The organism is Echinicola pacifica DSM 19836 (genome assembly GCF_000373245.1).
In the GTDB taxonomy this organism is placed as follows: domain Bacteria; phylum Bacteroidota; class Bacteroidia; order Cytophagales; family Cyclobacteriaceae; genus Echinicola; species Echinicola pacifica.
On the sequence record NZ_KB890758.1, the window covers coordinates 22,333 to 49,050 of the forward strand.

19 protein-coding genes are annotated in these 26,718 nt (G+C 42.1%); 9 read left to right on the top strand and 10 right to left on the bottom strand.

What is annotated here, in order from left to right; translation table 11 throughout:
* Window positions 1–404: 404 nt before the first annotated feature.
* The 3 genes from B050_RS0119820 to B050_RS0119830 form a co-directional block, all read right to left on the bottom strand.
* A complete protein-coding gene (locus B050_RS0119820) occupies window positions 405–1,871 on the bottom strand; it encodes a RagB/SusD family nutrient uptake outer membrane protein (protein WP_018475703.1) in 1,467 nt (488 codons plus the stop codon).
* A gap of 24 nt (window positions 1,872–1,895) precedes the next feature.
* Window positions 1,896–5,027, bottom strand: a complete 3,132-nt coding sequence (locus tag B050_RS0119825) for a SusC/RagA family TonB-linked outer membrane protein (protein WP_018475704.1) — start codon at window positions 5,025–5,027, stop codon at window positions 1,896–1,898.
* Between the two features lie 285 nt (window positions 5,028–5,312).
* A complete protein-coding gene (locus tag B050_RS0119830) occupies window positions 5,313–6,497 on the bottom strand; it encodes a polysaccharide pyruvyl transferase family protein (RefSeq protein ID WP_018475705.1) in 1,185 nt (394 codons plus the stop codon).
* Window positions 6,498–6,907: 410 nt separating this feature from the next.
* Between B050_RS0119830 and B050_RS0119835 the strand changes: the two genes are divergently transcribed.
* The 9 genes from B050_RS0119835 (at window position 6,908) to B050_RS0119875 (ending at window position 17,416) form a co-directional block, all read left to right on the top strand.
* Complete coding sequence (locus B050_RS0119835; protein WP_018475706.1) at window positions 6,908–8,437, top strand: lipopolysaccharide biosynthesis protein; 1,530 nt, start codon at window positions 6,908–6,910, stop codon at window positions 8,435–8,437.
* Between the two features lie 2 nt (window positions 8,438–8,439).
* Window positions 8,440–9,402, top strand: a complete 963-nt coding sequence (locus B050_RS0119840) for a glycosyltransferase family 2 protein (protein WP_018475707.1) — start codon at window positions 8,440–8,442, stop codon at window positions 9,400–9,402.
* 10 nt (window positions 9,403–9,412) lie between these two features.
* The gene (locus B050_RS0119845; RefSeq protein WP_018475708.1) at window positions 9,413–10,477 is read left to right on the top strand and encodes a glycosyltransferase; all 1,065 of its coding nucleotides are present in this window, start codon (window positions 9,413–9,415) and stop codon (window positions 10,475–10,477) included.
* A 29-nt stretch (window positions 10,478–10,506) separates the two neighbouring features.
* A complete protein-coding gene (locus tag B050_RS0119850; protein ID WP_018475709.1) occupies window positions 10,507–11,715 on the top strand; it encodes a glycosyltransferase family 4 protein in 1,209 nt (402 codons plus the stop codon).
* A complete protein-coding gene (locus B050_RS0119855) occupies window positions 11,715–12,923 on the top strand; it encodes an O-antigen ligase family protein (RefSeq protein ID WP_018475710.1) in 1,209 nt (402 codons plus the stop codon). The genes B050_RS0119850 and B050_RS0119855 overlap by 1 nt, the downstream gene beginning before the upstream one ends.
* Entirely contained in the window at window positions 12,920–13,909 is a 990-nt protein-coding gene (locus B050_RS0119860) for a glycosyltransferase family 4 protein (protein WP_018475711.1), read from the top strand. Before B050_RS0119855 ends, B050_RS0119860 begins: the two co-directional genes overlap by 4 nt.
* Before the next feature lie 12 nt (window positions 13,910–13,921).
* Window positions 13,922–15,649 carry a right-handed parallel beta-helix repeat-containing protein gene (locus tag B050_RS0119865; protein ID WP_157492914.1) on the top strand — a complete coding sequence of 576 codons (1,728 nt, stop codon included), beginning with the start codon at window positions 13,922–13,924 and terminating at the stop codon, window positions 15,647–15,649.
* Window positions 15,639–16,559 carry a glycosyltransferase family 2 protein gene (locus tag B050_RS0119870; RefSeq protein WP_018475713.1) on the top strand — a complete coding sequence of 307 codons (921 nt, stop codon included), beginning with the start codon at window positions 15,639–15,641 and terminating at the stop codon, window positions 16,557–16,559. The genes B050_RS0119865 and B050_RS0119870 overlap by 11 nt, the downstream gene beginning before the upstream one ends.
* A 137-nt stretch (window positions 16,560–16,696) precedes the next feature.
* Window positions 16,697–17,416: a sugar transferase gene (locus B050_RS0119875; protein ID WP_018475714.1), complete on the top strand. Its 720-nt coding sequence runs from the start codon at window positions 16,697–16,699 to the stop codon at window positions 17,414–17,416.
* Window positions 17,417–17,581: 165 nt separating this feature from the next.
* Here B050_RS0119875 and B050_RS0119880 read toward each other — a convergent pair whose 3' ends face one another.
* From B050_RS0119880 to B050_RS23825, 7 genes are all read right to left on the bottom strand, one after another.
* Entirely contained in the window at window positions 17,582–19,153 is a 1,572-nt protein-coding gene (locus B050_RS0119880) for a family 43 glycosylhydrolase (RefSeq protein WP_018475715.1), read from the bottom strand.
* 527 nt (window positions 19,154–19,680) lie between these two features.
* Window positions 19,681–20,601, bottom strand: a complete 921-nt coding sequence (locus B050_RS0119885) for a hypothetical protein (protein ID WP_018475716.1) — start codon at window positions 20,599–20,601, stop codon at window positions 19,681–19,683.
* Between the two features lie 9 nt (window positions 20,602–20,610).
* On the bottom strand, window positions 20,611–22,062 hold the full coding sequence (locus B050_RS0119890) for an MBOAT family O-acyltransferase (protein WP_018475717.1): 1,452 nt from the start codon (window positions 22,060–22,062) through the stop codon (window positions 20,611–20,613).
* Window positions 22,063–22,454: 392 nt separating this feature from the next.
* Window positions 22,455–23,384: a nucleotidyltransferase family protein gene (locus B050_RS0119895; protein WP_083923309.1), complete on the bottom strand. Its 930-nt coding sequence runs from the start codon at window positions 23,382–23,384 to the stop codon at window positions 22,455–22,457.
* Between the two features lie 81 nt (window positions 23,385–23,465).
* Window positions 23,466–25,190: a capsule assembly Wzi family protein gene (locus B050_RS0119900; RefSeq protein ID WP_018475719.1), complete on the bottom strand. Its 1,725-nt coding sequence runs from the start codon at window positions 25,188–25,190 to the stop codon at window positions 23,466–23,468.
* A gap of 210 nt (window positions 25,191–25,400) precedes the next feature.
* Window positions 25,401–26,273, bottom strand: coding sequence for a dTDP-4-dehydrorhamnose reductase (rfbD, locus tag B050_RS0119905; protein WP_018475720.1), 873 nt, complete (start codon window positions 26,271–26,273; stop codon window positions 25,401–25,403).
* Window positions 26,274–26,434: 161 nt separating this feature from the next.
* Window positions 26,435–26,710 carry a dTDP-4-dehydrorhamnose 3,5-epimerase gene (locus B050_RS23825; protein ID WP_205745010.1) on the bottom strand — a complete coding sequence of 92 codons (276 nt, stop codon included), beginning with the start codon at window positions 26,708–26,710 and terminating at the stop codon, window positions 26,435–26,437.
* Window positions 26,711–26,718 lie beyond the last annotated feature (8 nt).

The following is a 26,718-nucleotide window of genomic DNA, read 5'->3' on the forward strand; positions in this document are numbered from 1 at the left end:
CTCTTCCTTGCTGGTATTCGGTGTATATGGAGAGGGACAATCAAAATCACCTGGGCAAATCGCTCATGGAAATGGCGATAGTGAATTTCAGGAAGGAATACTATTCACCCAAAATCGAATTTTCCCAATACCGCATTTAAATAAAAATCTTCCTCCAGAGAGAAAATCTGGAAGGCTGGGAGACCCATCCGCCTTGGGAAACGAGTGGAGGTCTGAATTGAACACAGAAAAAAGTCACTTTCAATTCTCGCCCCCTCTATAAGCAGAGATTAGTTCCTGAGAAATAAATTTCATTCGATATAGTATACTACTAGCGACAACTTTACGGCAGCCTCAAAAAAAAAAGGAGCTTATCGCTCCTTTTTACTCTACTCTATTTATACTTTGACTGCCTCCGCCAATCATCAGTATCCTGGATTTTGATCGGTATCGTCCATGGCTTGGTTATAGTTCAATTCATCCTGAGGGATGGGCCACAGGTAATGCTTTTCGGCAATGGTGATTCCTTTATTTTTTCCTATAAATTCCTGAGCTCTTCCCGTCCTCTTGAGGTCTAGCCACCTTTTTCCCTCAAACTGTAGCTCATAGGCTTTCTGCTGAAGGATCAAATCGTAAAACTCGTCAAGCCCCAACAGGCTTCCAACGATATCTCTGTCAGAAGCGATGGTAGGGTCAAGGCCATAAGCTCTGCGCAGCACCTGATTATACGCTTCTGCGGCCTCGGGAGAAATGGCCATAGTGGCTCTCGCTTCCGCCTCTGCAAAGATCAGCAGCACTTCAGCATATCGATAAATGGGCAGATCATTTCCGGCTCCGGTATTATCCACGGCGTTGGGTTCCACATATTTGCCATTCACCAGCGTGGTACTTCCGAGACCAAAATCCACCTGTTGCCATAGCTGCTTCCGCAGATCTCCCTCTTCCCACTCACCGTAGAATGGGTTGGCTGCGTCTCCATAATGAGCATAAGCTCCGCCAAAATTATATAATCCCGTGCTTGGATGATTCATGATCCATGGCAGTCCATTTCCTTGTCCAGTCTGTCGGGTAAACTTAAAGGAGAAGACCTCCTCCGGGCTACTTACCAAATCTGGCCCAAACAGCTTCCACTGCAGGTCCTCCACGCTGGTGATTTTCACTAGTGAAAACTGAGTGGAATTCATTATTTCCTGTGCCTTTGTGGCTGCCAAAGCGTAATTTTCCAGTTCTAGATAGACATCTGCCAATAGGGCCTTGGCGGCCCAGACGCTGGGTTTTCCAGCAATCGCCGCAGTTTCAGGCAGCTGCTGCTCGGCAAGCTCAAGGTCTGCAAGGATCTGCTCATAGACCTGCTCCTCTGTGGCTCGGCTGACATTTACCTCTTCCATATTTTCAGTGATTCTCAGGGGCACTCCTCCCCAGTTTCTCACCAAGTCAAAATAGGTCAAGGCTCTCAGGAAATATGCCTCCCCCATTAGTTCTTGTACCTTTACCTCAGAATCCAGCCCATTGGCGACGCTATAGAAGAGCACCAAATTGGCATTTCTGATCCCCTCATAAAACTGTCTCCATCGCTGTGCGGCGGCATTGGCATTGGTGGCATTGAGCCCATTGAAGTCATTGTACTGGGCACGGCTGCCACGTCCATATCCCCAGTCCGTGTGCGCACTTAGCACTGCCACCTGCTCCGACCTTACCGATCGTAGCGGACTATAGATAGCATTGGTGGCGGTCTCTATCTCATCCACCGTCTGGTAATAGTTTTCTGCGACCACCGTCTTTGGCTGCTCCTCCAGCCTATCGTCACAGCTGGTAAATAATACTCCGGAAGTGAGGGCAGCGAGCGCTAAGAGCCCGGCGCTCTTTATATAGTGTTGATTGAATTTTTTCATGATTATCAGTTCTTTAGGTGAGTATCAAAAAGTGGCTCTAATGCCCACAGTATAGGATTTTGGGATGGGGTAAGTATAGTGGTCTATCCCCATGCTGGTATCGCCTCCTTTACTATTGACCTCTGGATCCCACCAGCTATAGTTGGTGAAGGTCAGTAGGTTTTGACCACTTATATACAGCTTGAGATTGCTGATCCAAGTGGACTGTGGAAACATAAAGTCATAGGCCAGCTGGATATTTTTCAACCTAACATATGATCCATCCTCCACAAACCTGTCCGAAACTCTCACATCTGTATTTCTACTGATCTGCGGGTATTTTGCATTGGTATTCTGCGGAGTCCAGTGATTGTCCAGCACCTCCACGGGCATATTGAGCCCCTGACCGTAATCCATGGTACTGGTGATCGAACTCACATTGAAAATATCATTCCCCTTAGAACCTTGAAAAAACACGTCCAAAGTGAAGTTTTTATAGCTCATATTTGAGTTGATGCCGAAGTAATAGTCAGGATTGGGATCTCCAATGGCCATCTTATCCGCTTCGGAGATTTGCCCATCATTATTTACATCCACATACTGGATATTGCCCTCATCTGTATATCCATCTTCCTTATATCCCCAAAACTGCCCAATAGGCCGACCCTCCTCGAGGATGGAGAAATTATCCGCCACGGTGACCACATTGATATAATTGGTCAAAATGGACTCATCTCCATACAGAGAAACCACCTCATTGCGGTTGAAGGATATATTCCCCTTCATGGTCCAATAAAAGTCCTTATTGAGAATAATCGCATCCAAGCTATATTCCATCCCTTTGTTCTGAACTTCTCCCACATTGGCGATGGTGCTGGTATATCCATAGGAACTCGGCAGCCTCACGGTGCTCAGAAGATCCTTGGTGTTCTTGATATAAAAGTCAGCCCCAAGCATGATCCTCCCCTGCAAGAGACCGATGTCCAGTCCTACATCATACTGCTCTGTGGTTTCCCATTTTAGGTCGCCAGGTAATAGGGAGCTGGGGGCAAAAGTGCTGAAAAGCTCATCCCCAAATACGGTATAGCCGGGGAATAGTCGGTTTAAGGTACTATAAGGATCGATGGCTTGGCTTCCTGTTAGGCCCCAACTGGTACGAATCTTTAGCTCGGAGATCGCGGATTGGTTCTGCATAAACCCTTCCTGCGAAACCCTCCAGGCTAGGGCAGCAGAGGGGAAATGTCCCCATTTATTGCCTTCACTGTAGCGGGAAGAGCCATCAGCCCTATAGGTAGCGGTAAAAAAGTACTTATCAGCAAAATTATAATTTGCCCTGCCCAGATAAGATATCAAGGCCGACTTCGCATAGCCTGAGCTGGGTATGCCGGGGGTATTGGCGGCACCTAAATTATCCGTTTCAAATAAATCAGAGGAAAAACCCGTCCCGCCACCAGCCAGGAAGCGAGTCGTAAAATCCTGATAGGTCATCCCCGCCAGGACTTCAAATTTATGCTTCTCATTTACCGTGTCACTATAGGTAATCGTATTTTCATTGAGTAATGAGGTATATTGACGGGTGTTGACCGTGGCCTGCCCATTACTATTCAGAAAACGGGTGGTATAGTAATTATCTGTTCGGTCATCTCTATTCTCCACCCCACCAGATATTTTAATGCTTAATTTCGAAATTGGCTTATACTCCACTGCGGCATTGGCTAGGACGATATTAGCATTGACCTCATTATATTGCTCCTGGATATAGTTTAGCGGATTTATAATATCAGGAGATACGAAGGGGAAATCCTGAGAAAGAATACTGAGAGAACCGTCACTTTGGTAAGGGCTAGAAAGCGGTGAAGCTACCAATGCCGCGCCTATCATCGAATTTCCTCTGGCACCCCCATCACTATCCCGCCGATTGGTGGTTAATTTCGTCATATTGGTGTTAAAGTCCACACTTATCTTATCGCTGAGGGCATGGTGAATGGAAGACTGGAAGGCATATCGCTTATAATCACTTCCCTCGATGATCCCCTGCTGATCAAACATGCTACCACCTAATGAAAACCGGGTCGTTTCGTTACCTCCTGATACCCGAACTGAGTTGGAGAGTATGGGAGCCTTTCTGAATACCTGATCCTGCCAGTCTGTTCCCGCGCCAAATCCTGCAATATCGGCATCGCTGAAGTAAGGCGCCAGGCCATCATTTTCGGCTTGGAGGTTCATCATTTGGGCATATTGCCGGCCATTCATTAGTGGAAGTTTTTTCCGTAATTCCTGGCTGCTATAATAGCTCTCGATCTCCACGGTGGTGGGAGACGGTACGCCGCCCTTGGTGGTAATCAGCACCACTCCATTGGCTCCCCGCGAACCGTATATAGCCGTGGCAGAGGCGTCTTTTAGCACCTCGATGCTGGCAATATCCGCATTATTGAGGTTGGTAGGACTTCCAGAATAGGGGAATCCATCTATCACATAGAGTGGATCATTATTCCCCTGAATGGAATTACTCCCCCTAATCCTCACCGAAATACCTCCGCCAGGAGCGCCATCACCCTGGACCACCTGCACCCCCGAAGCCCTTCCAGAAAGCGCCTGAGCGATATTTGTGGTGGGATAGGCATTTAGCTCCTCGGTGCTTACCTGGGCTATGGAGCCAGTCAGGTCCGCCTTCCGAGCAGAGCCATAACCAATCACCACTATCTCCTCCAGCTCCTCTTCTGAGCTGGCCATGGTGATCTCGACAGAACTCTTGTTTCCCAGAGGAACCTCTTTTTCATCAAAACCAATAAAAGATACGGTCAATATTGGCTTGGCCATTCCCTCAGGAATACTCAGGGTGAACTTGCCATTTTCATCGGTAATGGTTCCCTGGTCTTGTCCCTTCAGCTTAATGGTGGCCCCGGGAAGGCTAGCTCCTTCCTGATCTAGCACCGTCCCTGTCACCGTCTTATCGGCTTTTTCGGCCTGCTCCATCACTGGAGCAGCGAGCTTGGGCTTGGGAAGACTGTCCGCAGGGATGGTATCCTGTCTGGTGCGAGCGCTTTCTTCTAAAAGCTGCTGATGGCTGATCTTGCCCGTTCCAAAAATCGGGGCTAATGGACTTGCTTCTGCTTCCACGGTATGAACCAAAAAGAGTAAGCTGCCAAATAATAGTGGTTTGGTTAATGTTTTCATAGGCTGTGGGTTAAAATATGTTGACCCTTATATACAAGTGCTCAAGCCTATTCAAAACTTATACCATTATTAACTGGTATTATTGCAATTTTTACCAAACAGGTATTTTAATACTAAAAATTTAATGGAATAATTATAAAATATAAGAAAAGAAGTAAAAAGGCTGAGGCAGAAAAAAAAGAGGGCAAAGAAACCATACTAGGTTCTTTACCCTCCATCTGTAGAATATTTTACCATACTGGGGAAAGCAGCTCTCTTACAGATCCAGTACTTTCTCCCTTAGGATTATTTATAAATAATAGTCTCGATAGCCTCAAATGCTTGATTGATTTTGGCAATTTGATATAATCTTGCCTGCTCATAAACCACCGGATCAATGGCTGTTGCCTGTTGAAATTGATGGGAAAGTCGGTCAAAATCCACCCCAAAATTATTTCCATCCACCCCCCAGGTACCCAGGTAGGCATTCAGTTTTTCGACTTTCAGCCCTACATGAGGCACGGCATAGCTCATGGCGGTGATGGCGCCATGCAGACTGGTTCCGGCGTAGCATCGGGCATTGGCGATGAGGTACATGATATCCCAGATGGAATCGGCATCGAAATACTGACTCTCGCTTTTCAATAGGCCACGAACTTCCGCTAGGGCGATATGATCATCATGATCCAGTGCCTTACCGATCGGACAGAGGCATAATTCCGTCTCCTGGGCTATTTGGTCCAGCTCACGGGCGATCAACGCCTCCTTGCCCAGCGTATTTTTTCGGTTGATCTGGAAGTAAAGATAATTACCACGGTGCTTTGCCACGTACTCTCTCACCTCCGGGCTTACCCTTTGCTCCAAAACCTTGTTTGGATAAAACTCCGACATCAGTATGGCGCAGTCCGGAAAAAGACTGGCTTCCAGACCATTATCTTTTAGGTTATCCACGGTCACCTGGTCCCTTACCGCCAAATAATCCACCTCTTGGAGCTTTTGCTTCGCAAAGGTATAGGTATCGAAAAACTCAGCTTTGATTCCTGAGCCTCCGAGAGAATTAAGAATGACCGAATCAACAGCGGGAAAATCCTGCTTGGAAAATAAAAATGGAAGCGTGGTTTTACCTTTTAGCATCATTTTGCCAAAGGCATTTAAATCAAATATCCTTGATAAGCGGAAACGGTACCGATGTATTTTTTGGTAAGACTTATTGAGAGCAGCTAGCAAAGAATGCCAGGTCACCCCTAGGGCTTCCCCTCCAGCCACGATCACATGATTCCGTCCCGATTTATTTTCGCAGGCCTCATAGAAAGCCTTAATATCCTCTGTAGGCAGTCCCCCCACCTCGGAAAGGTCACTAGACACTAGTCCAAAAAAGCGAAAATTCAGCTGGGGGTTCTTTTGGGCAAGTTTTTCCTTCAAAATAATTGGAAAAAGTAGGTCACCATAATTGTACCTGTCGAATGCCCCTATAATTAGTATATTTTCCATGTTTGGGTTCTTATCAAAAAACTTACCTATTTTTATTAATAGATCAAATAAACGTATTTTTTCTTGAAAAAACGATCAGGTATTTAGGGACTATTACCAAAAATATGAATTTTTAGCACTATGATTGCTAAGCCTAAAACAAGCTTTGTCAAAGTGTATTTTTAGAGCTTAGCGAGACCGCCTATTGCCATATTGGGGAAGGAAATTTGACCCGAATGATGTTTTAGGGAGGGAGTGATAGCAGAGAAATGAGATTTTAAGTCGTTATAAGACTTTGATCGAATAGGACAAGGTACAATTGCCCGGAATATTAAACCTGAATTTACAGTCTCCACCTTCTCCTGCTGGATTCCAGCATGGGAGGTGCATAGGAAAAATTTGAACGTTAAAACAGACTTTATTCAAAAGTAATGGCAGAACAGTCATCGGTAAAAAAGATATTTTCAGGTTCCGTTTGGGGCATATTGGCCAAGGTGATCGATGCGGTGGCAAAATTTGTGACCATCCCTATGCTGGTGGGCTATTACGGCAAGGCCGACTATGGACTTATCGCCCTGGCCTTCTCCCTGAATGCCTACTTAAGATTAATGGATCTGGGCATGAATGTGGGCTCCGTTAGGTTCTTTGCCCAATGGGAATCCAAAGGAAAGCATGAGAAAATTGCTTCTGCCTCCCGCTCCAGCATGGTATTTTATGGACTGATAGGGCTGGTCAATACGCTAGTCTTTGTCCTCATGGCAGATTACGGCCCCCAGTTTTTCAATATCCGCGCAGATCAGGTGGACACCTATAGGATCATGATGTATGTGCTCGCTGCGAGCACCATATTCAACTGGCTGTCCAATGTGGTGGTCCAGCTCCTAAGCGCTAAGGATGAGCTGGGCTATGTAAATCGCGTCACGGTCATCAGCAGCATTCTGAACTTTGTATTTGCATTTGCCGCCATTCAGCTGAAGTGGTCATTGGAGATTTACTTCTTATTTTATACCCTTTCTTTGATGGCTGTCATTCCCTTTTATGTATGGAAGCTGAAAGTCTATCCGCTACCAAGAAAGGAATTACTTTGGCCTAGGTGGGATGGCAAAGCCTTTAGGCAGATTTTACATTATAGTATCGCGATATTTGCCATGGGTTTATTTCAGTTTTCTGCTAAGGAGCTGCGTCCCATCCTTCTGGCCAAATATGCCTCAGGCATAGATGTGCTCACCGACTACCGGGTCATCCAGACGATTGCTAATCTCATCATGTCCTTTGGAAGTATCTTCCTACAGGTATTATTACCTTCCGCCTCCAAGGCGCATGCCGACAATGACCTCGAGAAAATGGATAAACTGGTATTTGAAGCCACCCGATATATCTCCATTTTCCTGTCCTTAGTCGTATTCCTACTGATCATCAATGCGGATGGATTGCTCACCTTATATATGGGACCTGAATATTCCGCATTGACCCTATGGCTAATTATATGGCTGCTGACCGTCCTATTGTCCATGCATAATACCCCGGTGGCCAGTATGGTTTTGTCCTCCGGCAAGACCAAGGTGCTTGTGATCTCCGCGGCTTTGGGCTGTTTGATCTCTCTCCCCTACACCGCCATATATGCAGAGGAATTGGGTGTGGGTGCGGCCGTCATCGGCTACCTTATCTATATGCTTATCCAGATGGCTTTCTTCTATTTCTATTATATCCCTAAGGTGCTAAAACTAAATAGCGTCCGCATCTTCTTCAGGGGCTTTGTTCCCTCTTTGATGGGAGCCCTGGTCGGCAGTGCTGGCGTCTGGGGACTTCAGATGGTTTATTCTCCTGAAAGTATCCTGATAGGAATTATTATAAATTCCGCAGTATTTATACTACTATATTTAGTCTTTTTGAGAATTGTAGTAATAAATGGTAAGGATATTGCTTTTTTAAAAACCAAACTACTGAAGAAAACCAACTAACCATGGCCAGCCAACAAGCAATTCGATTTTCCATTTGCATACCCGCATATAAGAGTCAGCATCTGCAGGCTTGCATTCAGAGCATTCTGGATCAGACCGTGGAGGACTTCGAATTAATCCTCCTCAATGATCGCTCTCCACAGCCTGTGGAGGAGGTGGTGAAGGGATTTTCGGATCCACGAATAAGGTACTTTTGCAATGAAAAAAATGTGGGCGCTTATCACTTGGTGCAAAACTGGAATAAGTGCATGGATCTTTCCCAAGGGGAGTATTTGGTCATCATGGGCGATGATGATTTATTAGAGCCCAATTATTTAGAGGAATTTTTGAGGCTTATCGAGCGGTATCCTGACCTCAACGTGTACCATTGCCGAAGCCAGATCATCGATGAGGAGGGCAATACCCATCTGCTCACGCCTTCATGTCCGAGTTTCGAAACGGTCTATGATAGCATTTGGCATCGATTAAATCAATTGCGCTCCAACTATATCTCTGACTATGTCTATAGACGCGAGGCCTTAATCAAACAAGGAGGGTTTTATGATCTGCCACTGGCATGGGGCTCGGATGATATTACAGCCTTTATCGCCTCTGCAGAGCGAGGCATAGCTCATAGTAACGAACCAGTATTCAAATACAGGAGCCATGGAATGTCCATCAGCTCCACCACCAGCAATGGTCTGGTGAAATTGGAGGCTGATTTGGGCTATGAAAACTGGCTGGAAAACTTCCTTCAGACGCCCCCCGAGTCGAGCAGGAATTCGGTAATTTATAGTCACTTGCATCGTCAGCAGAAGCAGTATATGAAACAGAGAAAACTCTATAGCATCACCAAGATTTTGGCTTCGCAAGCCATTCCCAACCCACTTCCCTGGCTGAAGGAAAGAGAAAAATTCCATTTGACAGCGAGGGATATTTTTGTTGCCAGCATCAAAAGCAGGGCATTACGTAATAAGAACCACTAAGGATTTTGATATGAAGCATATAATTTTTAATCCCTCTAACAATCCCGAAAATCAGTACATCAGCCTATTAGTAAATGGCATTAGACGTCATCGCTTCTATGTGCATGACCTGAATTCGATATTCGCCAGTTGGGACCATTTCAAAAAGATAGAACTCGTTCACCTTAATTGGTTTGAAAATATAGATGATAGCTCCTCAAAAAAGGGACTCATCAGTTATTTCCGCAAAATGCTGGTGCTCCGCATCATCCGACTGAGCGGAAAAAAACTCGTGTGGACCATGCATAACCGCGAGTCGCATGAGAAAAAAACAGGAAAAATGGCCAATAAAATCACGAAGCTATTGGTAAAATGGTCGGATGCTATTGTGATTCATAGTAAAATGAGCCGGGATCTGCTTCTGGAAAACCACGCTATTTCTCCTGATAAAATACACCATATCCCCCATCCCAACTTCATTGGTGTGTATGGATCACCCCTTCCTAAGACCAGTCCTATAAGTCCGAGCCTAAAGCTACTATTCGTAGGAGCGGTAAAGCCCTATAAAAATATTGAGTTACTCATAAAAACGGTGGGGGAAATTCAGGGAAATGTAGAACTATTGATTGCTGGCAAGGCCAGAGACAAGGCTTATGCGGAGCATCTAATAGAATTGGCGAAGCCCTATCCCTGGATCACCCTAAGGTTACAGTTTATCCCCGACGGATTATTACCCGAACTTATCGGGAAGAGCGATGCCTTGGTTCTTCCTTATGACCTAGGAAGCAGCCTTAATTCTGGCACGGTGATATTAGCTTTTTCCTATAAAAAAACGGTGATATGCCCTAATATTGGCACATTATGTGATATGGAGGAGGTCGAAGAACAGTTTTTTGGTTATTCTTACCAGTCGCCGGAAGAGCATGAAGCGGTGCTTAAGGAGTCTATATTAAAGGCTGCAGCCCTGAAGAATGCCCAACCAGAGGCCATCTATGCGATGGGCTTGAGGATGCAAGAGTATATCGATCATACCCATGGACAGCATGAAGCTGCCAATAAATTAGTAAACCTGTATCAGGGTTTATTACAGAATTAAAGGCCCCTTCGCCACCATCAAAAGCTATTATGAAAATACTCTATATCAACAGTTTATACGCACCGGACATTCGAGGAGGGGCGGAATTATCCTTAAAGATCCTCGTGGAAGGAATGCAATCTCGAGGCCATGAGGTGCTCGTGCTCTGTCTCCAAAAAGAAGCGGGCTTAAAAGAAGAAACTGTTGATGGGGTAAAAGTATATCGAGCGGGCTTAGAAAATCATTATTGGCCCTATGATAGTGATAGGCCGGGAGCTGCTACACGGATACTGTGGCACCTGAAGGACCGTGATAATGGGCAAATGGGAGGCTATATAAGTGAAATTCTCCAAGCCGAAAAGCCAGATATTGTTTCCTGTCACAACCTTGCGGGATGGTCAATTGCTGCCTGGGAAAGCATCCAAAAGGCCTCCATTCCCATCGTCCAGGTATTGCATGATCTCTATCTACTTTGCCCAAACAGCAATATGTTTAAAGGAGAGCAGCCCTGCGGCAATCAATGCTTCAGTTGCAAGCTCCTGCGCAGCAGGCATCTTTCCCAATCTCAAAATATCAATGCGGTGGTGGGGATCAGTAATAGCATTTTAAGCAAATTTACCCAGCATGACTATTTTCAAAATGCTCTTCAGGCGAGAATTTTCAATACTCGAAATATTCCTGACAAGGGAAACAGGCCTCATTGGATTAAGGGAAAACCCTTAAAATTTGGTTATTTAGGCACTTTATCCCAGATCAAAGGACTAGAATGGCTAATGGAATCCTTTAAGGAAATGAGTTTCCCCGCAGAGCTCCTGATTGCAGGCAGTGGTAAGGAGGAATATGTCAATCAGCTGAAATCCTTGGCCACGGATCAGATACAATTTGTGGGGTATGTAAATCCCGCAGAATTTCTTCAGGAGATTGATGTACTGGTAGTTCCTTCCCTATGGGAGGAGCCCTTAGGAATGGTGGCTATTGAGGCCCTAGCCTATCATCGGCCGGTGATCGCGCATAAGTCGGGGGGCCTGCAAGAGACGGTGAAAGATAAGGAGAATGGACTTTATTGCTACGCCAATCATCCGGAATCCCTTACTGAAGCGATGAATCTCCTCGCAAAAGACCAATCGTTATTTGAGACTTTGAGTAGCTCAGCAAGGGCTTCGGTATCCCATATTTTGAATCAGGACCGTATGCTGGATGAGTATGAGGAAGTCATGAATAAAACAGTATCAAGTCATCACCCTAAAAAAGCCCTTTAATGCTCAGCATCAGTCAGCAGCGCCCCATCAGCCTCCGACCGCCCTTTGGTGGGCAAATAGCCTGGACGGAAATCCTTTTTTGCCTCGCCCTACTCAGCACCAATTTTCCCATAAAAGTCTATCCCGTATTATTCATACTGTCCGGAGTCCTCAGTTTATTGGAATGCCGCCGTATTAGCTTTCCGCTATGGGCCTGGGGATTAGTGGGATTTGCCGGCTATGCTGTAGGAAGTTATTTGCTCGTGGAGCATCCCAGCGGCTCGCATCTGAGCAGTATGCTGAAGTTATGTGTCAACTTCTTTTTCCTATTTGCCAGCACGCAGTGGCTCCTTCAGCGCGAAAATAGTATCCTGCTAAAATGGTTGGATTATACCCTTCATTTGAGTTTTATCCTGTTTTTTGCCCAGTTGCTTCTCTATCATGAGGCGCTAGGTTTCCGCTTATTATTGGGCAGCTCCTCCTCAGGACAGGCGAGTATGCTTTATAGTGAGCGATTGTACTTTTGGGGTCTGGCAGACAAGAATATGTTTGGCGCTCGAATCGCATTGTTGGGACTTATTTATATGCTTATTCCCACTGTAAGATGGAGCAGGTTTTCGATCTGGCGAATGCTTCTAGTCTTCTTCCTAGCCTATATATCCTTATCCCGTACTCCAGTGGTCGCCTTATTGATCGGCGTGCTGATCATTCTATGGACCTTATCCACCAAATGGATAAGGGTGGGGATCATCGTCCTCATACTGGGGATTAGTCCCTTCTTAATGGAGAAAGTCCTCAGAGTGGATCAGCTCACCGCCAGCAATGATGGCATGGGCGTACGTTTGACATATTATAAAGCTTTTTTTGAAAATATTGGCGATATACCCCTTTGGGGAATGGGTTTTATGAATGCCCCGGAATTTCTGAAAGAGCAGGCTGAATATTATCATGGAGAGCCACATATCCATAATACCTTCCTAAGTAGCTATTTAGAGCTAGGAATTGTTGGGCTAGTGACCTTTATGGTTTTTCTAGTATTTTACCTTAGGCAGGCATTTTATACTTTTCGTGACCCCGTGTTTTGGCTTAGCTGCTTTCTACCCTTGATCGCCATCATGAGCATCTTATACTCCGGATATGACAATGACCCCATTCTTTACCTGATACTGGTATTTTTATTGATAAAAGAAAAGGGAACAATGCTGAAAGAATGCAAACTAAGCTTATGACAAATAAAAAGGTGCTGATCGATAGTCGATGGGCCGGGGATACCGGGATCGGGCGATTATATAAGGAAGTAATGAATAGAAAGCCTATGGGGCTGGACTGCGAATATATCCCTGAGGGTATGGGGCTGGGAAGCCCACTATCTCCGCTAGGCTTGGGCTCTGCTGCCCGCAAATCCTCAGCGGAGGTATTTTATAGCCCCTCCTTTATGCCGCCATTTGCTCCCAAAATGCCCTTTATATTTACGGTTCATGATTTAATGCATTTGTTTTATTATAGTAAAATGCACCAGCTGTATTATAAAACGGTCATTAGCTGGCTTTCCAGACGGGCTAAGAAAATTATCACCGTTTCCCACTATAGTAAGGGACAGTTGGTGGAACTGATGGGTATCCCCGAGCAGCTTATCGAGGTCATATATAATGGTGTGGAAGATAGCTTCTTGGAAAACAAAGAGGCCAAAAATCTTGGAAGACCTTATTTCTTATATGTGGGTAACCGCAGGGTAAATAAAAATCTACCCAATATGCTCAGGGCCTTTGCCACGGCGTCCTTGCCTGAGGATTTTATCTTTGCCTTGAGTGGCAAAAGCGATCCTGAATTAGATGCGCTTATTCGGGATTTGGGGATCGGGGATCGGGTAAAATTTTTAGGGTTTATCCCCGAGGCAGAGTTGCCAGCCTATTACCGAGGAGCTTTTGCCACGATGTTTGTATCCTTGATGGAGGGATTTGGTCTTCCAGTATTGGAGTCTATGGCCTCCGAGACCCCTGTGATCACCTCCACGGTCAGCTCCCTGCCCGAAATCGCAGGAGGTGCGGCTGCCTGCGTGGCGCCGGATTCCCCGGAGGCCATCGCCAAGGCGATGAGCAAGCTGGTGGATGACTCTCGGTATTATGCAGACCTTCAGCAAAAAGGCCTAGTACAGGCCCGTAAATTTCCTTGGGAGAAAACTGCCCAATCTACCTGGAACGAAATTTTATCTTAAATCTCATTCTTTATGCTTCTTAATCGACAAATATCATTTGTATCCTTATGCTGTTTGCTTTTCCTTCTTTCCCCTGCCCTACCCTCCTGGGCGCAGCAGGCCAAGGTATGGAATGTCGCCGAATACCAGGCGCAAGGCGATGGCAGCACCGATGATACTGAAGCTATTCAGTCCGTCATCCGCAAGGCTCAGCCTGGAGACACCGTATATATCCCCGAAGGCAAATACCGCATAAGCACCCTTGGGCTCCGATCGGGAGTTCACCTTAAAGCTGATGGACTGCTACTCCAAAACCTCCCCGATAAGGAGGAGTTTACCACCAAAAAGCAAAATTCATCCTTCCCCCTTATCCGTGGCAAGGATGTGTCTGACATTCACCTCCAGCTGAATGGCCTTTCCCAGAATGAGGCTATTTATTTGACCGGGTCAAAGAATATCCATATTGATGACAGTAAATTTTCAGGAGACAGCACCAAGCTTCGGTCCTTTGCAGGGATACTGCTATACCAATGCGAAGAAGTGAAAATCACCAATTCGACTATTAAGAACTTTGGGACCTCAAGAGAATCGGCGGAATACTACCAGCCGGGAACAGGCATACGAATATTGGAAAGTAAAGGGGTGACGATTGAGAAATGTCTAATTTCCAAAAATGGGCAAAATGGGGTCTTTGTTCATAGCAGTCCTGACATCAGCGTTCATCACTGTACCATCATTGACAATGGCATGAGTGCCATTCAGGTGGCTTTTGGTAGTACACGCACTGAGATCGGGTATTATTTCAGTCATAATTATATGGCGAATAATGCCGGGGATGCGATCGACATCAATAATCGGGGAACAGGCAGCCCTCTCGATATAGAGGCGCTGATTGAGCATAATGAAAGTTTGGCCAATGGCTTTGTAGGTAAAGAAAGTACACCAGATGGATCAGGAATCGCCACCCTCATCAATGTATCAGGAGTACAACTAATAAAAAACACTGCGGCAAAGAACAATAGGCCCGCAGTATATTTGGAGGATTGTGGAAATATAATTATTGATGGAAATGAAGCTGATAATCAGGTGGAAATCGTAAAAAACTTGCAGCAAGTCTCCATGATTAATAATGTATTTGACCATATCACCTTCATTCATAATGTAAAAGCCGGCTATCTCTGCATCGAAAATAATGAGTTTAGAACAATCTATTTCCCCAATGGGATCACCTTAAATAAGGCCGACTTTCTCAATAATAGTTTCAGCAATGGCAGTTTTAACCTAAACCTCAGTGGAAAGGTAAACTTCCAGGGCAACCAAATCACCAATCTCGGCAAAACCCCAACCTTCCTGATCGCCTCGGCTGCTAAAGTCACTTTGGTAAACAATGAAATAAGCAGTGAAAAGGCTCCGGGAATACTCCTAAAATCAAAAGCAAAAGGGGTGCTCCTTCAGGGAAATGTGGTCAATGCTTTGAACTATTGTATCCAGGATGAGGGAGCCACCGGTACTCGACTGATTCATAATCGGCTAGAGGTACTGCCGAGCAGCAACCGCTATTTCACCATTCATAGTAAAAACCCCAAGCAAATGTATATGGAAGAAAATATCCATCTGGGCAAAGATGGGGTGACGGCTGTATGGATGGAGGGAAGCGGACTGGTGGAAATCTACGAGGAAAAAATCCTAGCAGGTAACGTAAGCACCAATGAGGTGAAAATCATAACCTTGAACCAAGCTAAGCCAAACGATGAAAATTAATCTCTTTATACCTACTCTCAATGCAGGCAAAACCTGGCATCAAACCTTGGAGCGCTTAGCAGAACAAACCATCCAATTTCACCGAAAAATCATCGTGGACTCTGGCTCTACCGATGGCACCTTAAAGGATCCATTAGTGGGGGATTTTGAGGTGATCTCTATTGATAAGAGGGATTTTGACCATGGGGGCACGCGTCAGATGGCGGTAGAGGCCTATCCTGATGCAGATATTTATCTTTTCATGACTCAGGACGCTATTCCTGCGAATGAGCATACGGTAAGTCGCCTCATTCAGGCATTTGTCGCTGATCCGGAGCTAGGGATGGCATATGGTCGCCAGCTGCCTCATCTCAATGCCAAAACACTGGAATCGCATGCACGCTTATTTAATTATCCCGAGGCCACCGAAATCCGAGGCCTAGCGGATGCCCCAAAGTACGGAATCAAAACCATCTCCTGCTCCAACTCCTTTGCGGCCTACCGAAAAGAGGCTTTTGAGCAAGCAGGGGGATTTCCACGGGGATTGATCTTGGGGGAGGATGTATATATCGCTGGCAAGATGCTGCTGAAAGGTTGGAAGATGGCTTATGTCGGAGAGGCAGAGGTTCATCATTCTCATGATTATACCGTAAAGGAGGAGTTTAAGCGGTACTTTGATATTGGGGTATTTCACGCCGAAAGCAGCTGGATTTTCGATCATTTCGGTCGGGCAGAAAGCCGCGGTGCTCAATATGCCAAATCCGAAATCTCCTATGCTATGCGCAAAAACCCACTTACAGTCCCCAAATCGGTAGCCTCACTTTTTGCAAAATGGCTAGGATACAAACTGGGATTGAAGCATAAAGGTCTATCTGTGGATCAAAAGCGGAAATTATCTATGCATGCCAGATTCTGGCATTCCACAGAGTGAGTAAGCGTTCCTCACTTTTTGGCCAAAATAAAGTAAAAAAAGCCCTTTAAACATTATTTTGAGCCATAAACAGGGACTGGCACAAGGTTAGCTATTTACTATATGGGTTTATTAACTGAATTAAAACTGATAAAAAAATGGCTAATCATAATCAAGAAATTATCTACAACAGGACTTTTCAAAATCAAACAGCAGTTCCTGATTTATTTTCTCTGTCAGACTTTATTAATAGAGACAGCCTTCAGTCTGGTATCTTTAACTGGCAGATCGACAGCAGTACAAAAGCGATGAAAAGAGCATTTGATGTTGCTTTTTCAAGTATGGTTTTACTTTTAGGAGCTCCAATTTATTTGATGCTAATCCTCATCACCAAAATGAGTTCTGCAGGACCAGTATTTTACAAGCAAGAGCGAATTGGCGAGAATGGTAAACCATTCAATATCTATAAGTTCAGAAGTATGTTTGTGGATGCCGAGAAGAATGGTCCACAGCTAGCCTCCGGACATGATCCAAGGGTAACCAAATGGGGTGGATTTATGCGTAAAACTCACCTTGATGAGCTTCCTCAGTTTTGGAATGTGCTTAAAGGCGATATGGCCATTGTTGGTCCTAGACCTGAGAGACAGCACTTTATTGACCAGATCCTGAGTGTTTCTCCATCTTATAAAAAACTACAGGGAATCAAGCCAGGAATTACCTCAATCGGTCAGGTATATTACGGATATGCAGAGTCTGTGCAGGAAATGGTAGAAAGAACTAAATATGACTTACTGTATCTTACTGGAGTAAGTCTTAAAACAGATGTTTATATCATCTACCAAACCGTGAAAACAATGGTTCACGGTAAAGGACAATAATTACTACTAAACCAACCACTATACCACAGTGAAAGCCGGCATTCCTCAGAGTGCCGGCTTTGCTGCTTTTTAGAAGAAATTCAGAAGTATTCTTCCGCAACTAATTCCCAAAAATCACTTTCAGGGAAAGGCTATTTTATCAAATATAGTCAGTTTAACACTAGCTCAATTGGCAGGTTCTGAGCTTGGAGTATAGCTCAGGGAAAAATCATAAAATTCGGCCACTCCCGATCCTTGAACGAATAGGCCAGGTTTTACTCCCCACTGCCAAAACTCCAGAAAGTCCCCTTTTATCCTTATTACATCACCGGAGGGATGTTTTAAGGAGGTCCACCCATGGTTTGTTTTGAGGTAAAACTCCGCAATATGCCCCATCTCCACTTGTATACGAAGCTCAGTGGAAGCCCCCTCCAGTACATAATTATCCGATAAAGGGATATTCTGATAGTCGCCTTGCAAGACTTGATATACAACGAGATTACCGGATTTCACGCCCAGTCCGAGGTTATTCGAGGCGGTTCCATACAGGCAAAGTCCCTTGAAGCTTTCCCCCTGGGTTGGTAGAGTGACGCTGATATGATAAGACGGATTCTCAGGAATAATTGCCAATACCACCGGCGAGGTGGGAGCAGCATCCAAAGCGCTAAGTTGTAGCCTTCCTTTGGAAATTTCCATCTGTGGACTGTATTCAGTTCCATTCCAGCGCCATTCTTTCTTCAGGTGATCCCCCTCAAAGGAATCATGAAAGTCTAAAGGGGAATATGGGCTGGCGCTGGAATCTCCCTCCTTGGCTTTGAAATAAGGCCATGAGCTTTGGTCATCCCAATAAAATGGATCTATTAATGCTGCGCGTCCCATAAATGGGAAGCCCTCTGAGGGGTAAGCATGGTAAATATAATACCATTGCTCTTCATGGGCAATAGGTGTACCGTGGCCAGGGCACTTCCAGGAGCCGTAGTCAGACATAATAGGGTTTTCTGGGAATTTTTCCCAAGGCCCCAGCATGGTCCGGGACCTTGCCACCCCAAGCTTATAATCACATTCTCCTCCACAGCAAGCTGCCCCAGAATAGTACAAGTATAAGAAGTCATTCTTTTGAATAATCGATTGTCCTTCGATCCCACCGCGCTCCCAATTATTGGCATCAGCAGTCAAGATGGGAAATACCTCTCCTTCCAGAGCCAGACCATTTGCACTCAGCCTGGAGCCCAAAATCTGTATAGGCTTATCAGCATCCAGTCCATATGCCTTCCAGGAAATATACAATTGGTCGTCCACCACATTGACAAAAGCATCTATACTCTCCTTGCCCCAACTGATTATCGGGCCATTATCCTCAAATCCTGCTGCTATCGAAGTGCTGGTGGCTACACCAATACGGGAAACTCCAGACTTATCCTTTGCGGTATAATAGCAAAAGAAAGTGCCGTTTCTATAAAACAGTTCTGGAGCCCAAAAACCTGCGGAGGTCCATGAGGGAGCTTCAGGGAAAACGTAGGAAACAAGCTCCCAATGCATCAAATCCACCGATGAATATATGGGATAAAGAGGCGCCCAGTCATTAGAGGTGCCACAGGCATAAAAAACCCCGTCCACCTCAATGACCGAAGGGTCAGGAAACTCCCCACTAATAATGGGATTGGAAGGCAATATAGCGGCTATATTCTCTTCAGCATTTCGATTTGCGGAACAGCCCAGCAGCCACAGGACCAGTAAAAACAGTAGAGGCTTATTCACAAGTTTATCGATTTGATGAGTAATATAATTAATCTTCAGCTCAATGTTTCAATGGAAACAAAAAAGCCATCCGAAGGGAATGGCTTTTATAGATGTATCAATGGGGACGGGCTTTAGTATTTAATAAATAAACCTAATCTTGTGCTGTAAGGGATAAATAACTAATGTGATTTATCCTTCGTAGCCATGCGACGAACCCAGTTACCTTTATATTGGATTTTATCAGGGGAAGGATTGTAAGTGGTTTGAGAAAGTATTCAAGATCTGAAAGAAGTAGGCGATAAAAATCATTTTGCTTGTGACTCAGAATTCTATCAAGGGAGTCCTTCAGTATTGCATATAAAAAATAGACATGTCAAGAAGCTATAATTTTTCGGATAATTCAAGTCCAAACCATCAAACTTACTAATTGTTTTTTTTGAGAACTAGGCAGATTTAAAATTTTGGCGATTTCCAAAAATGCCAAAGCATTTGTATTAGCACCTACCTTCGTCATTTTTTTATATGGAACGTGGTGTGTAAGTGAATTATTTTTGATTCAATATCTCAATCAGCTTTTCATTAAATAAATTAACTCCATTTTGATTCAAGTGATGTGAATCCTGAAAATGCAATGAATCATCTAAAGATATAATTTCGTTAAAATTATAATACTCTGAATACCTGCTCATTAAACTATCAAAATAGCCAGTATTTATATAACTATCATAGTTGACTTTTGGAATTGGTGCATACACTAGGATTAATTCAATATTCTTATTTTCAACTAATTGTACTATTTCAGAGAAATTTTCAAGTTGATAATCTAAAATAGAGATTTCCTTTTTTTCTAATTCTGATGGTTGATAAAAGCCTATTTCCTTCTCTACGTAACCGCCAGGAACATATTTATCACTCCCTTTAACTGCAGATTCAGAAAAAGATTTATTAAATCCGAATAAATCATTCATAAAAGCATAAACTAGAGTATTATATGTCTTTATATTATTGATTTTCAATGCCATTTTCAATGATTCTGAATCATTTTTATCATTAGCAATTATATCAAGAGATGATTCAACACCGTCTAAAGTAAATATCGTTGGATAAACTTCATAAATAACTAACTTCGGATTTAACCTTTCGAAATACCTATTAAGTAATACTTTTGTTTGAGCAGGTGTTTGAGAACTAGATCCTAAATTAAATGATTTGTATCCATTTTTTTGAAAAACCCTAGTATCAAAACCCCTATATGCATGAGAAGATCCTAAAAATAAAATATCTACATCTCCATAATTTTTAACCTCAGAGAGTCTTGAGTACAAATGTCCCTGTGAGCCTAAATGATAACTTATAGTTGGTTTAAATATTGTAGGCGCGTAACGCCCCCACAAAAATAGCAATGTCAAATAAAATAGGGATGTAAATAAAATAAATAAAATAGTATTGGAAATGTATTTTTTCATTGCTAATCCTTAAAATTGAAAATAGATAAAAGGGGATTCAACAGAGGGCATAAACATTCCTATTGCAAAAATAATTAATGAATAAAATGTCCATCTTAATGATCTATGCCATCTTTGCCCGATGTGCGAAATGGCAAAATGTCCTTCTCTTCCTTTCCACTCAACTAAGACAAAAATTGCAATAAGAATTATCGTCATTAAGGCTCTTGACATATCAGTAAATTTAGGTATTGAAAAAATAGAAGGTGATAATATTTCAGAAATGTAACTTATTGCATGTCCCATATTTTCGGCTCTAAAAAATATCCAGGCAAAAACAGTTAAGCCAAAGGTTATCAACATAAAAGAGAATTCTTTTATACTCGGAAAGAACTTGCCTTGAGCAATTGTTTCTAAGTTATTTCTATTATTATTGGTCAATAAAAGTGGTAAGAAATAAATTGCGTTTAATATTCCCCAAACAATATATGTCCAATTGGCGCCATGCCAAAACCCACTTACTATAAAAATGATGAAAGTATTCCTAACTTTCATCCATGTACCACCTCGACTTCCACCTAACGGAATATATAAATAATCTCGAAACCATGTAGATAATGAAATATGCCAGCGTCTCCAAAATTCAGCTATGTCTCTTGAAAAATATGGGAAGTTGAAGTTTTGCATTAAGTCAAATCCAAAAAGCCGTGATGTCCCAATTGCTATATCAGAATAGCCTGAAAAATCACCATAGATTTGAAAAGTGAAAAATATGGCGCCAAGAACCAATGTACTTCCGTTTAGCTCAGCTGAATTATTGAATATTTGGTTTGCAAATTCTGCACAATTGTCTGCTATAACAATTTTCTTAAATAGGCCCCAAAGTATTTGTCGCATTCCATCTACTGCTTTGGAATATTCAAAAGTGCGCTTTTTATAAAATTGTGGAAGTAAATGGGTTGCTCTTTCAATAGGCCCGGCAACTAATTGAGGAAAGAAACTAACAAATGCAGAAAAAGCTATGAAGTCTTTGGTTGGTTCTAGTTTCCTTTTATATACATCAATTGAATAACTTAAAGTTTGAAAAGTATAGAAGCTAATACCCACTGGTAAAATAATATTCAAGGAACTGGCCTTTATTTCAGTTCCAAAAAACGAAAAGGCAGTAACAAAATTATCAAGAAAGAAGTTATAATATTTGAAAAATCCCAAAAATCCAAGATTAACCAAGATACTTGCCCAAAGTAAAATTTTTCTTCTATTTTGATTTTCTTCTACACTAAGTTTTCGACCGATAGTGTAATCAACAAGAGTACTAAATAAAATCAGTGATAAAAATCTCCAATCCCACCATCCGTAAAACAAATAACTCGCTGCGACAATAAGCAAGTTTTGCAGTCTTAGGCTTTTATTTGTTACAAACCAATAAAGTATAAAAACTATCGGCAAGAAAATTGCAAAGTCAATTGAGTTAAACAGCATTCTTTATTTTTAAACTTAATTGTTGATTTTGATTACAATTGTTTTCATAGCAAAGAGCATATTGATCAAACAATGCTTTCTATGTTTGATTTTAGTTACAATGAAACCTCATATACCTGTATAGCAAAATTAAAGATTTTGTAGCCATGATTGGGGAATACAAATCTAAGGTACCATGAAGTATTAAATCTAAGCGAGTATTGTAATTAGTGTCTTTATTTTAATTAATTAATAATTTCAATAATTCGAAAATTGGAGAGTGAAAATCAGTATTATTCACAGGCATATCCTATAAGTGAGTAATACAATTAATCTTCAGTTTATTCTAAATACGCATCCAAAAAGCCATCCGAAGGAGATGGCTTTTATAGATGTATCAATGGGGACGGGCTTTAGTTACTCACCTTCACTTCTTCCCATAAATGTTGAGGGTATATATTATTTTGATGCAGGCTTTTCAAGGCCTCGATCACAAATTCCTTATCTTCAGGATAAGTCACACCAAACCATGTTTTACCACCTTCCAGGATTTTCACTGCTGCTTTGCCTTGGGCGATGAGATCATTTACGACGGTAGGGATATAAAATTCCGATTTGATATTTCCTGTATTTTCTTCCAAAAATTTAAGCCAACGCTTTTCGGTTTCTTCGAAAAAATCAGGTTGAAATCCCCAGCAATTCATAGAAACGGGCGTATTCTCATCAATTTCAAGGACATCCGCACCCATTCTACTGATAACTTTATCGCCTTCTCTGGAGATTTTCTCACGTTCTTTCATGCCAGTAAGTTCGCCATCTTCATTATACGAGCAGACGCCACGATTTACGGTACCATGATCCGAAAGGACATTCTTCAGGGCATAGCCTACCATACAGTGCTGGTTACTTCGTTGAGATTGGCTGAGGAAGGTCCCCAGTTGTGCTATGGCTTCTTTCCCATAAAAATCGTCCGCGTTGATCACGGCAAAAGGTTCATGGATAACATCTTTGGCGCATAAAACCGCATGGGCTGTGCCGTAAGGTTTGGTTCTATCCGGATTTTGAAAGGCTGTGGGCACCTGGTTTTGAAGGGATTGAATCACAAATTCCACTTGAATCTGTTGGTCAATTTTATCCAAAAATCGGTCTTTTACCAAGTCTAAGATTTCCTCTCTGACGATAAAAACCACCTTGCCAAAGCCCGCCTGAATGGCGTCATAAATAGCATACTCCAATATGGTCTCATTGTTAGGGCCAAAGCCATCAATCTGCTTATTGCCTCCATACCTAGATCCCATACCTGCTGCTAAGATAAGTAATGTTGGTTTTGTAGTTGCTTGCATTATATATGTGTGTTTATTAGGGTCTCGTTAATATGGCCCAGTACAATGACCAGGCGGCCCAAAAAAGCTAATTAATAGTACTTATTTTTTCTTACCTATGAGATAGATCAAATTAGCCTGAGCAAAAACGCTAAACTTATCCTTTCCCACAGGATACTCCTCAGTACTCTCAGGAGCCAGCTGCCACTGATAGTTCATCCCATCAATAAATTGAAGTTTCGAACTCAACATAAACCGGTCCCACTGATAATCAAACAAAAGCCCCAAGGACAAATCAACCCAGGGCTGGTTTTCTGGCAAATCCCTTTCAAATGCTCGATTATAGAAATCCTGATGATTAGCAAGGCGCTCAAAGACAATACCGAATTTATTCAATTTCTCAATTAAGGAAATCTCAATGGTTTGTATATTGGATCCTGCATTTCCAATACCTACTCCCATAGACTCGCCATAATTAGTAAATCCTCGAACCTGATAATGGGCATGCCAGCTAGTATTATTGTCAGCCAAATAGAAATATCGGAGATTTTTATTAACTGATTCCTGCTGGTGCGTCATTTCACCTCTCACTTGAATATATTTTTCTTGGGTACTTAATTGAAAGATCTTATTAAAGCCTAAAAGAAAAGCTCTAGCATGCTCTGGATTTAATACAAACTCTCTAATGGTATAAGCATGGTCTCGTCTTCCATACTCAAAGTAAATCTCTGCATTAGCTTTCTGAAAAATATACCTGCCAAAAAGAGAGACCTGTTGATCCTGAGCTTTAGAATCATACTGGACAGAATTCCCATTTGTAAATAAATCCTTTTTAGTAAATGCCTCAAAGATGGGAAACAGATCACCGAATGAATTTGTCCTATTTTCTCTATACTGTTGGAATGTTCTATTGATTCCTAAAAACAAACCAGGGACCCATTTTGGTTGATAAGAAATAGTCATACCATTGAGGTAACGCCAATCGGTAGATAAATTTCTAAAATAATTATTATTAAGGAAATCAAACTGACTAGGTTCTAAATTTGAAGATTCCAACCTTCCCATTATAATCTGACCTTCGAATGAACCGATAATGGTATTTGCGGGCTTGGTCGTATTGAAGGTTAAATGAGGAAATCCTGCCGCATTATTTGAAATTATAAGCGCATTAAATTGACCAGGTCCCCACCAGATATTTTCTGTGGAGGCTCCTATTTCAAATGCACCATAGTTCAATGAAATTTTTGATTGTCCAGGAAGGAGCTTGCTATAAGGTCCATCACCAAATCTTTCAGGATTATCGCCATGATTCCAGTAATGAAATTTCGCTTTAATTACAGACTCTTGAAAAGTATCAGAAAAACCAGAATAACTCTTATTTTGGGCCCACACATATTCTGGAGCAAACTGAATATTAAGAAAATGAAACTTTGCAGCAAATCCCGCACTAATCTTGTTTTGGAAACCGACATTAGGAATCATTGCACCATTCCCAAAGCCGTAAGGGCGACCAGTATTAAAAGTACTAGAATTTTGTAAAGGTAAGAGGGTGAAACTTTTAGACTTCTTTACTCCTCTATTGATGCTTTTTGAATTATTTACCTCAAAAAAACTAAAATCATTATATATCTGGGCAGAATAAATAGTATTTGCCTGAATAGGCCTGAGATTAAAACTGAGGGTAGAATCTAACTGCCCTAATAGTTGTTTCCGTCTCACAGCTTCTTCAAATACAGGCATTCCAGCACTGATAGTCTGTGACCAAACAGAAGTAAGTGGAATGATAAATCCAATTATTGTGAATATGATTTTATATAAATTATTCATTTATCTACTATTTTAATTCAGATAACCTTTTCTTAGATCATTTGATTCAAATACACTCTAAATATTTGTGAGTTCATAATCTTACATGCATGCAGCCTCAATACTCACCTTGCTTTAAAGGTTTTTCAGGTTACGATATATAAAATATTAAGAATAATTATAATGGATTTATTTTTGTTGGAGAGAAATCCAGATTATTTATTATAGAGATCAAGCGGAGTCTTCATTTTTCAATAACAGAATGCATTCTTTTAATGCATCCCGCCAATAGGGAATTTCAATATTGAATTTTTCCTTTATTTTATATTTACTCATTACGGAAAAGTGAGGTCTTTTGGCTGGAGTAGGATAATTTTCAGTTAATTGAGGTAACACATTACAATCAATATCCCCAAACTCCATTATAGATTTTGCAAAATCATACCAAGTACATACACCTTCGTTGGTATAATGATATATTTCTACCCCAGTATGATTAAGATTTGGTAAAATATCTAAAATAGCTTTTGCTAAGTCTCTAGCATAAGTTGGACTACCTATCTGATCATCAATGACCTTGAGCTGATCATTCTTCCTGCCTAATTTCAACATAGTTTTGACAAAATTACTACCGAAAGAAGAATAAACCCAGCTAGTTCGTATGATTAAAGAGTTATCAGGATTAATATTACACATGGCTCTCTCTCCTGCTGCTTTGGATTTTCCATAGATATTTTTAGGATTGGTTAAAGCGTCCTCTAAATATGGCTGATATGCAATTCCTTCAAAAACGTAATCAGTAGAAACATGAATTAATTTAATGTCAAACGATTGAGCAGCTTTAGCAATGGACTGGACAGCTAGATGGTTTACCAAGTTAGCTTGTTCTTCTTCGGTTTCTGCCCTATCAACAGCAGTATAAGCGGCACAATTGATAATAACATCAACTTTTTTAGCATTAAGATATTGATTAATGTTTTCTAAACTCGAAATATCAAGCTCTTTTCGAGTTGTAAAAAGAAATTGAAAAGGATAACCGTGGGATAGCGATCGAATTTCTGCTCCGAGTTGCCCATTGGAACCAATTACTAAAATATTAAGCATACAAATTTATATTATAGTCAAATAACTCCGCATCACTTAAGAGTGGTTGTTTAAGGTCTTTAGGAGAAAGAATTAATTCATCTACGTTCATTTTCCAATTAATGTTTTGAGAGGGATCATTCTATACGATACCTCGATCATATTCTGTGCTATTTAAATCATCAACTTAAGAGGCAATACCGCTTGATCGCTTTGAACAATAAATCCATTTGAAAACCTCTAGGAATAAAAAGTTGTTTTTTATTTTCACTGGAAAGTAGCATCGAAATATGTTTTCCAAAAGTAGGTAACCCATTTCTAATATCTACTGTAACATCTAATCTCTCCCCATGCAATGCTATCACTAATTTAGTTTGAGCACAAGGATTCCTTTGGTAATGAAAGCCTCTCAGGGCACCTTTACTTAATTTTGATTCATTATCTTGGCAGAAATTCAATGGAAACC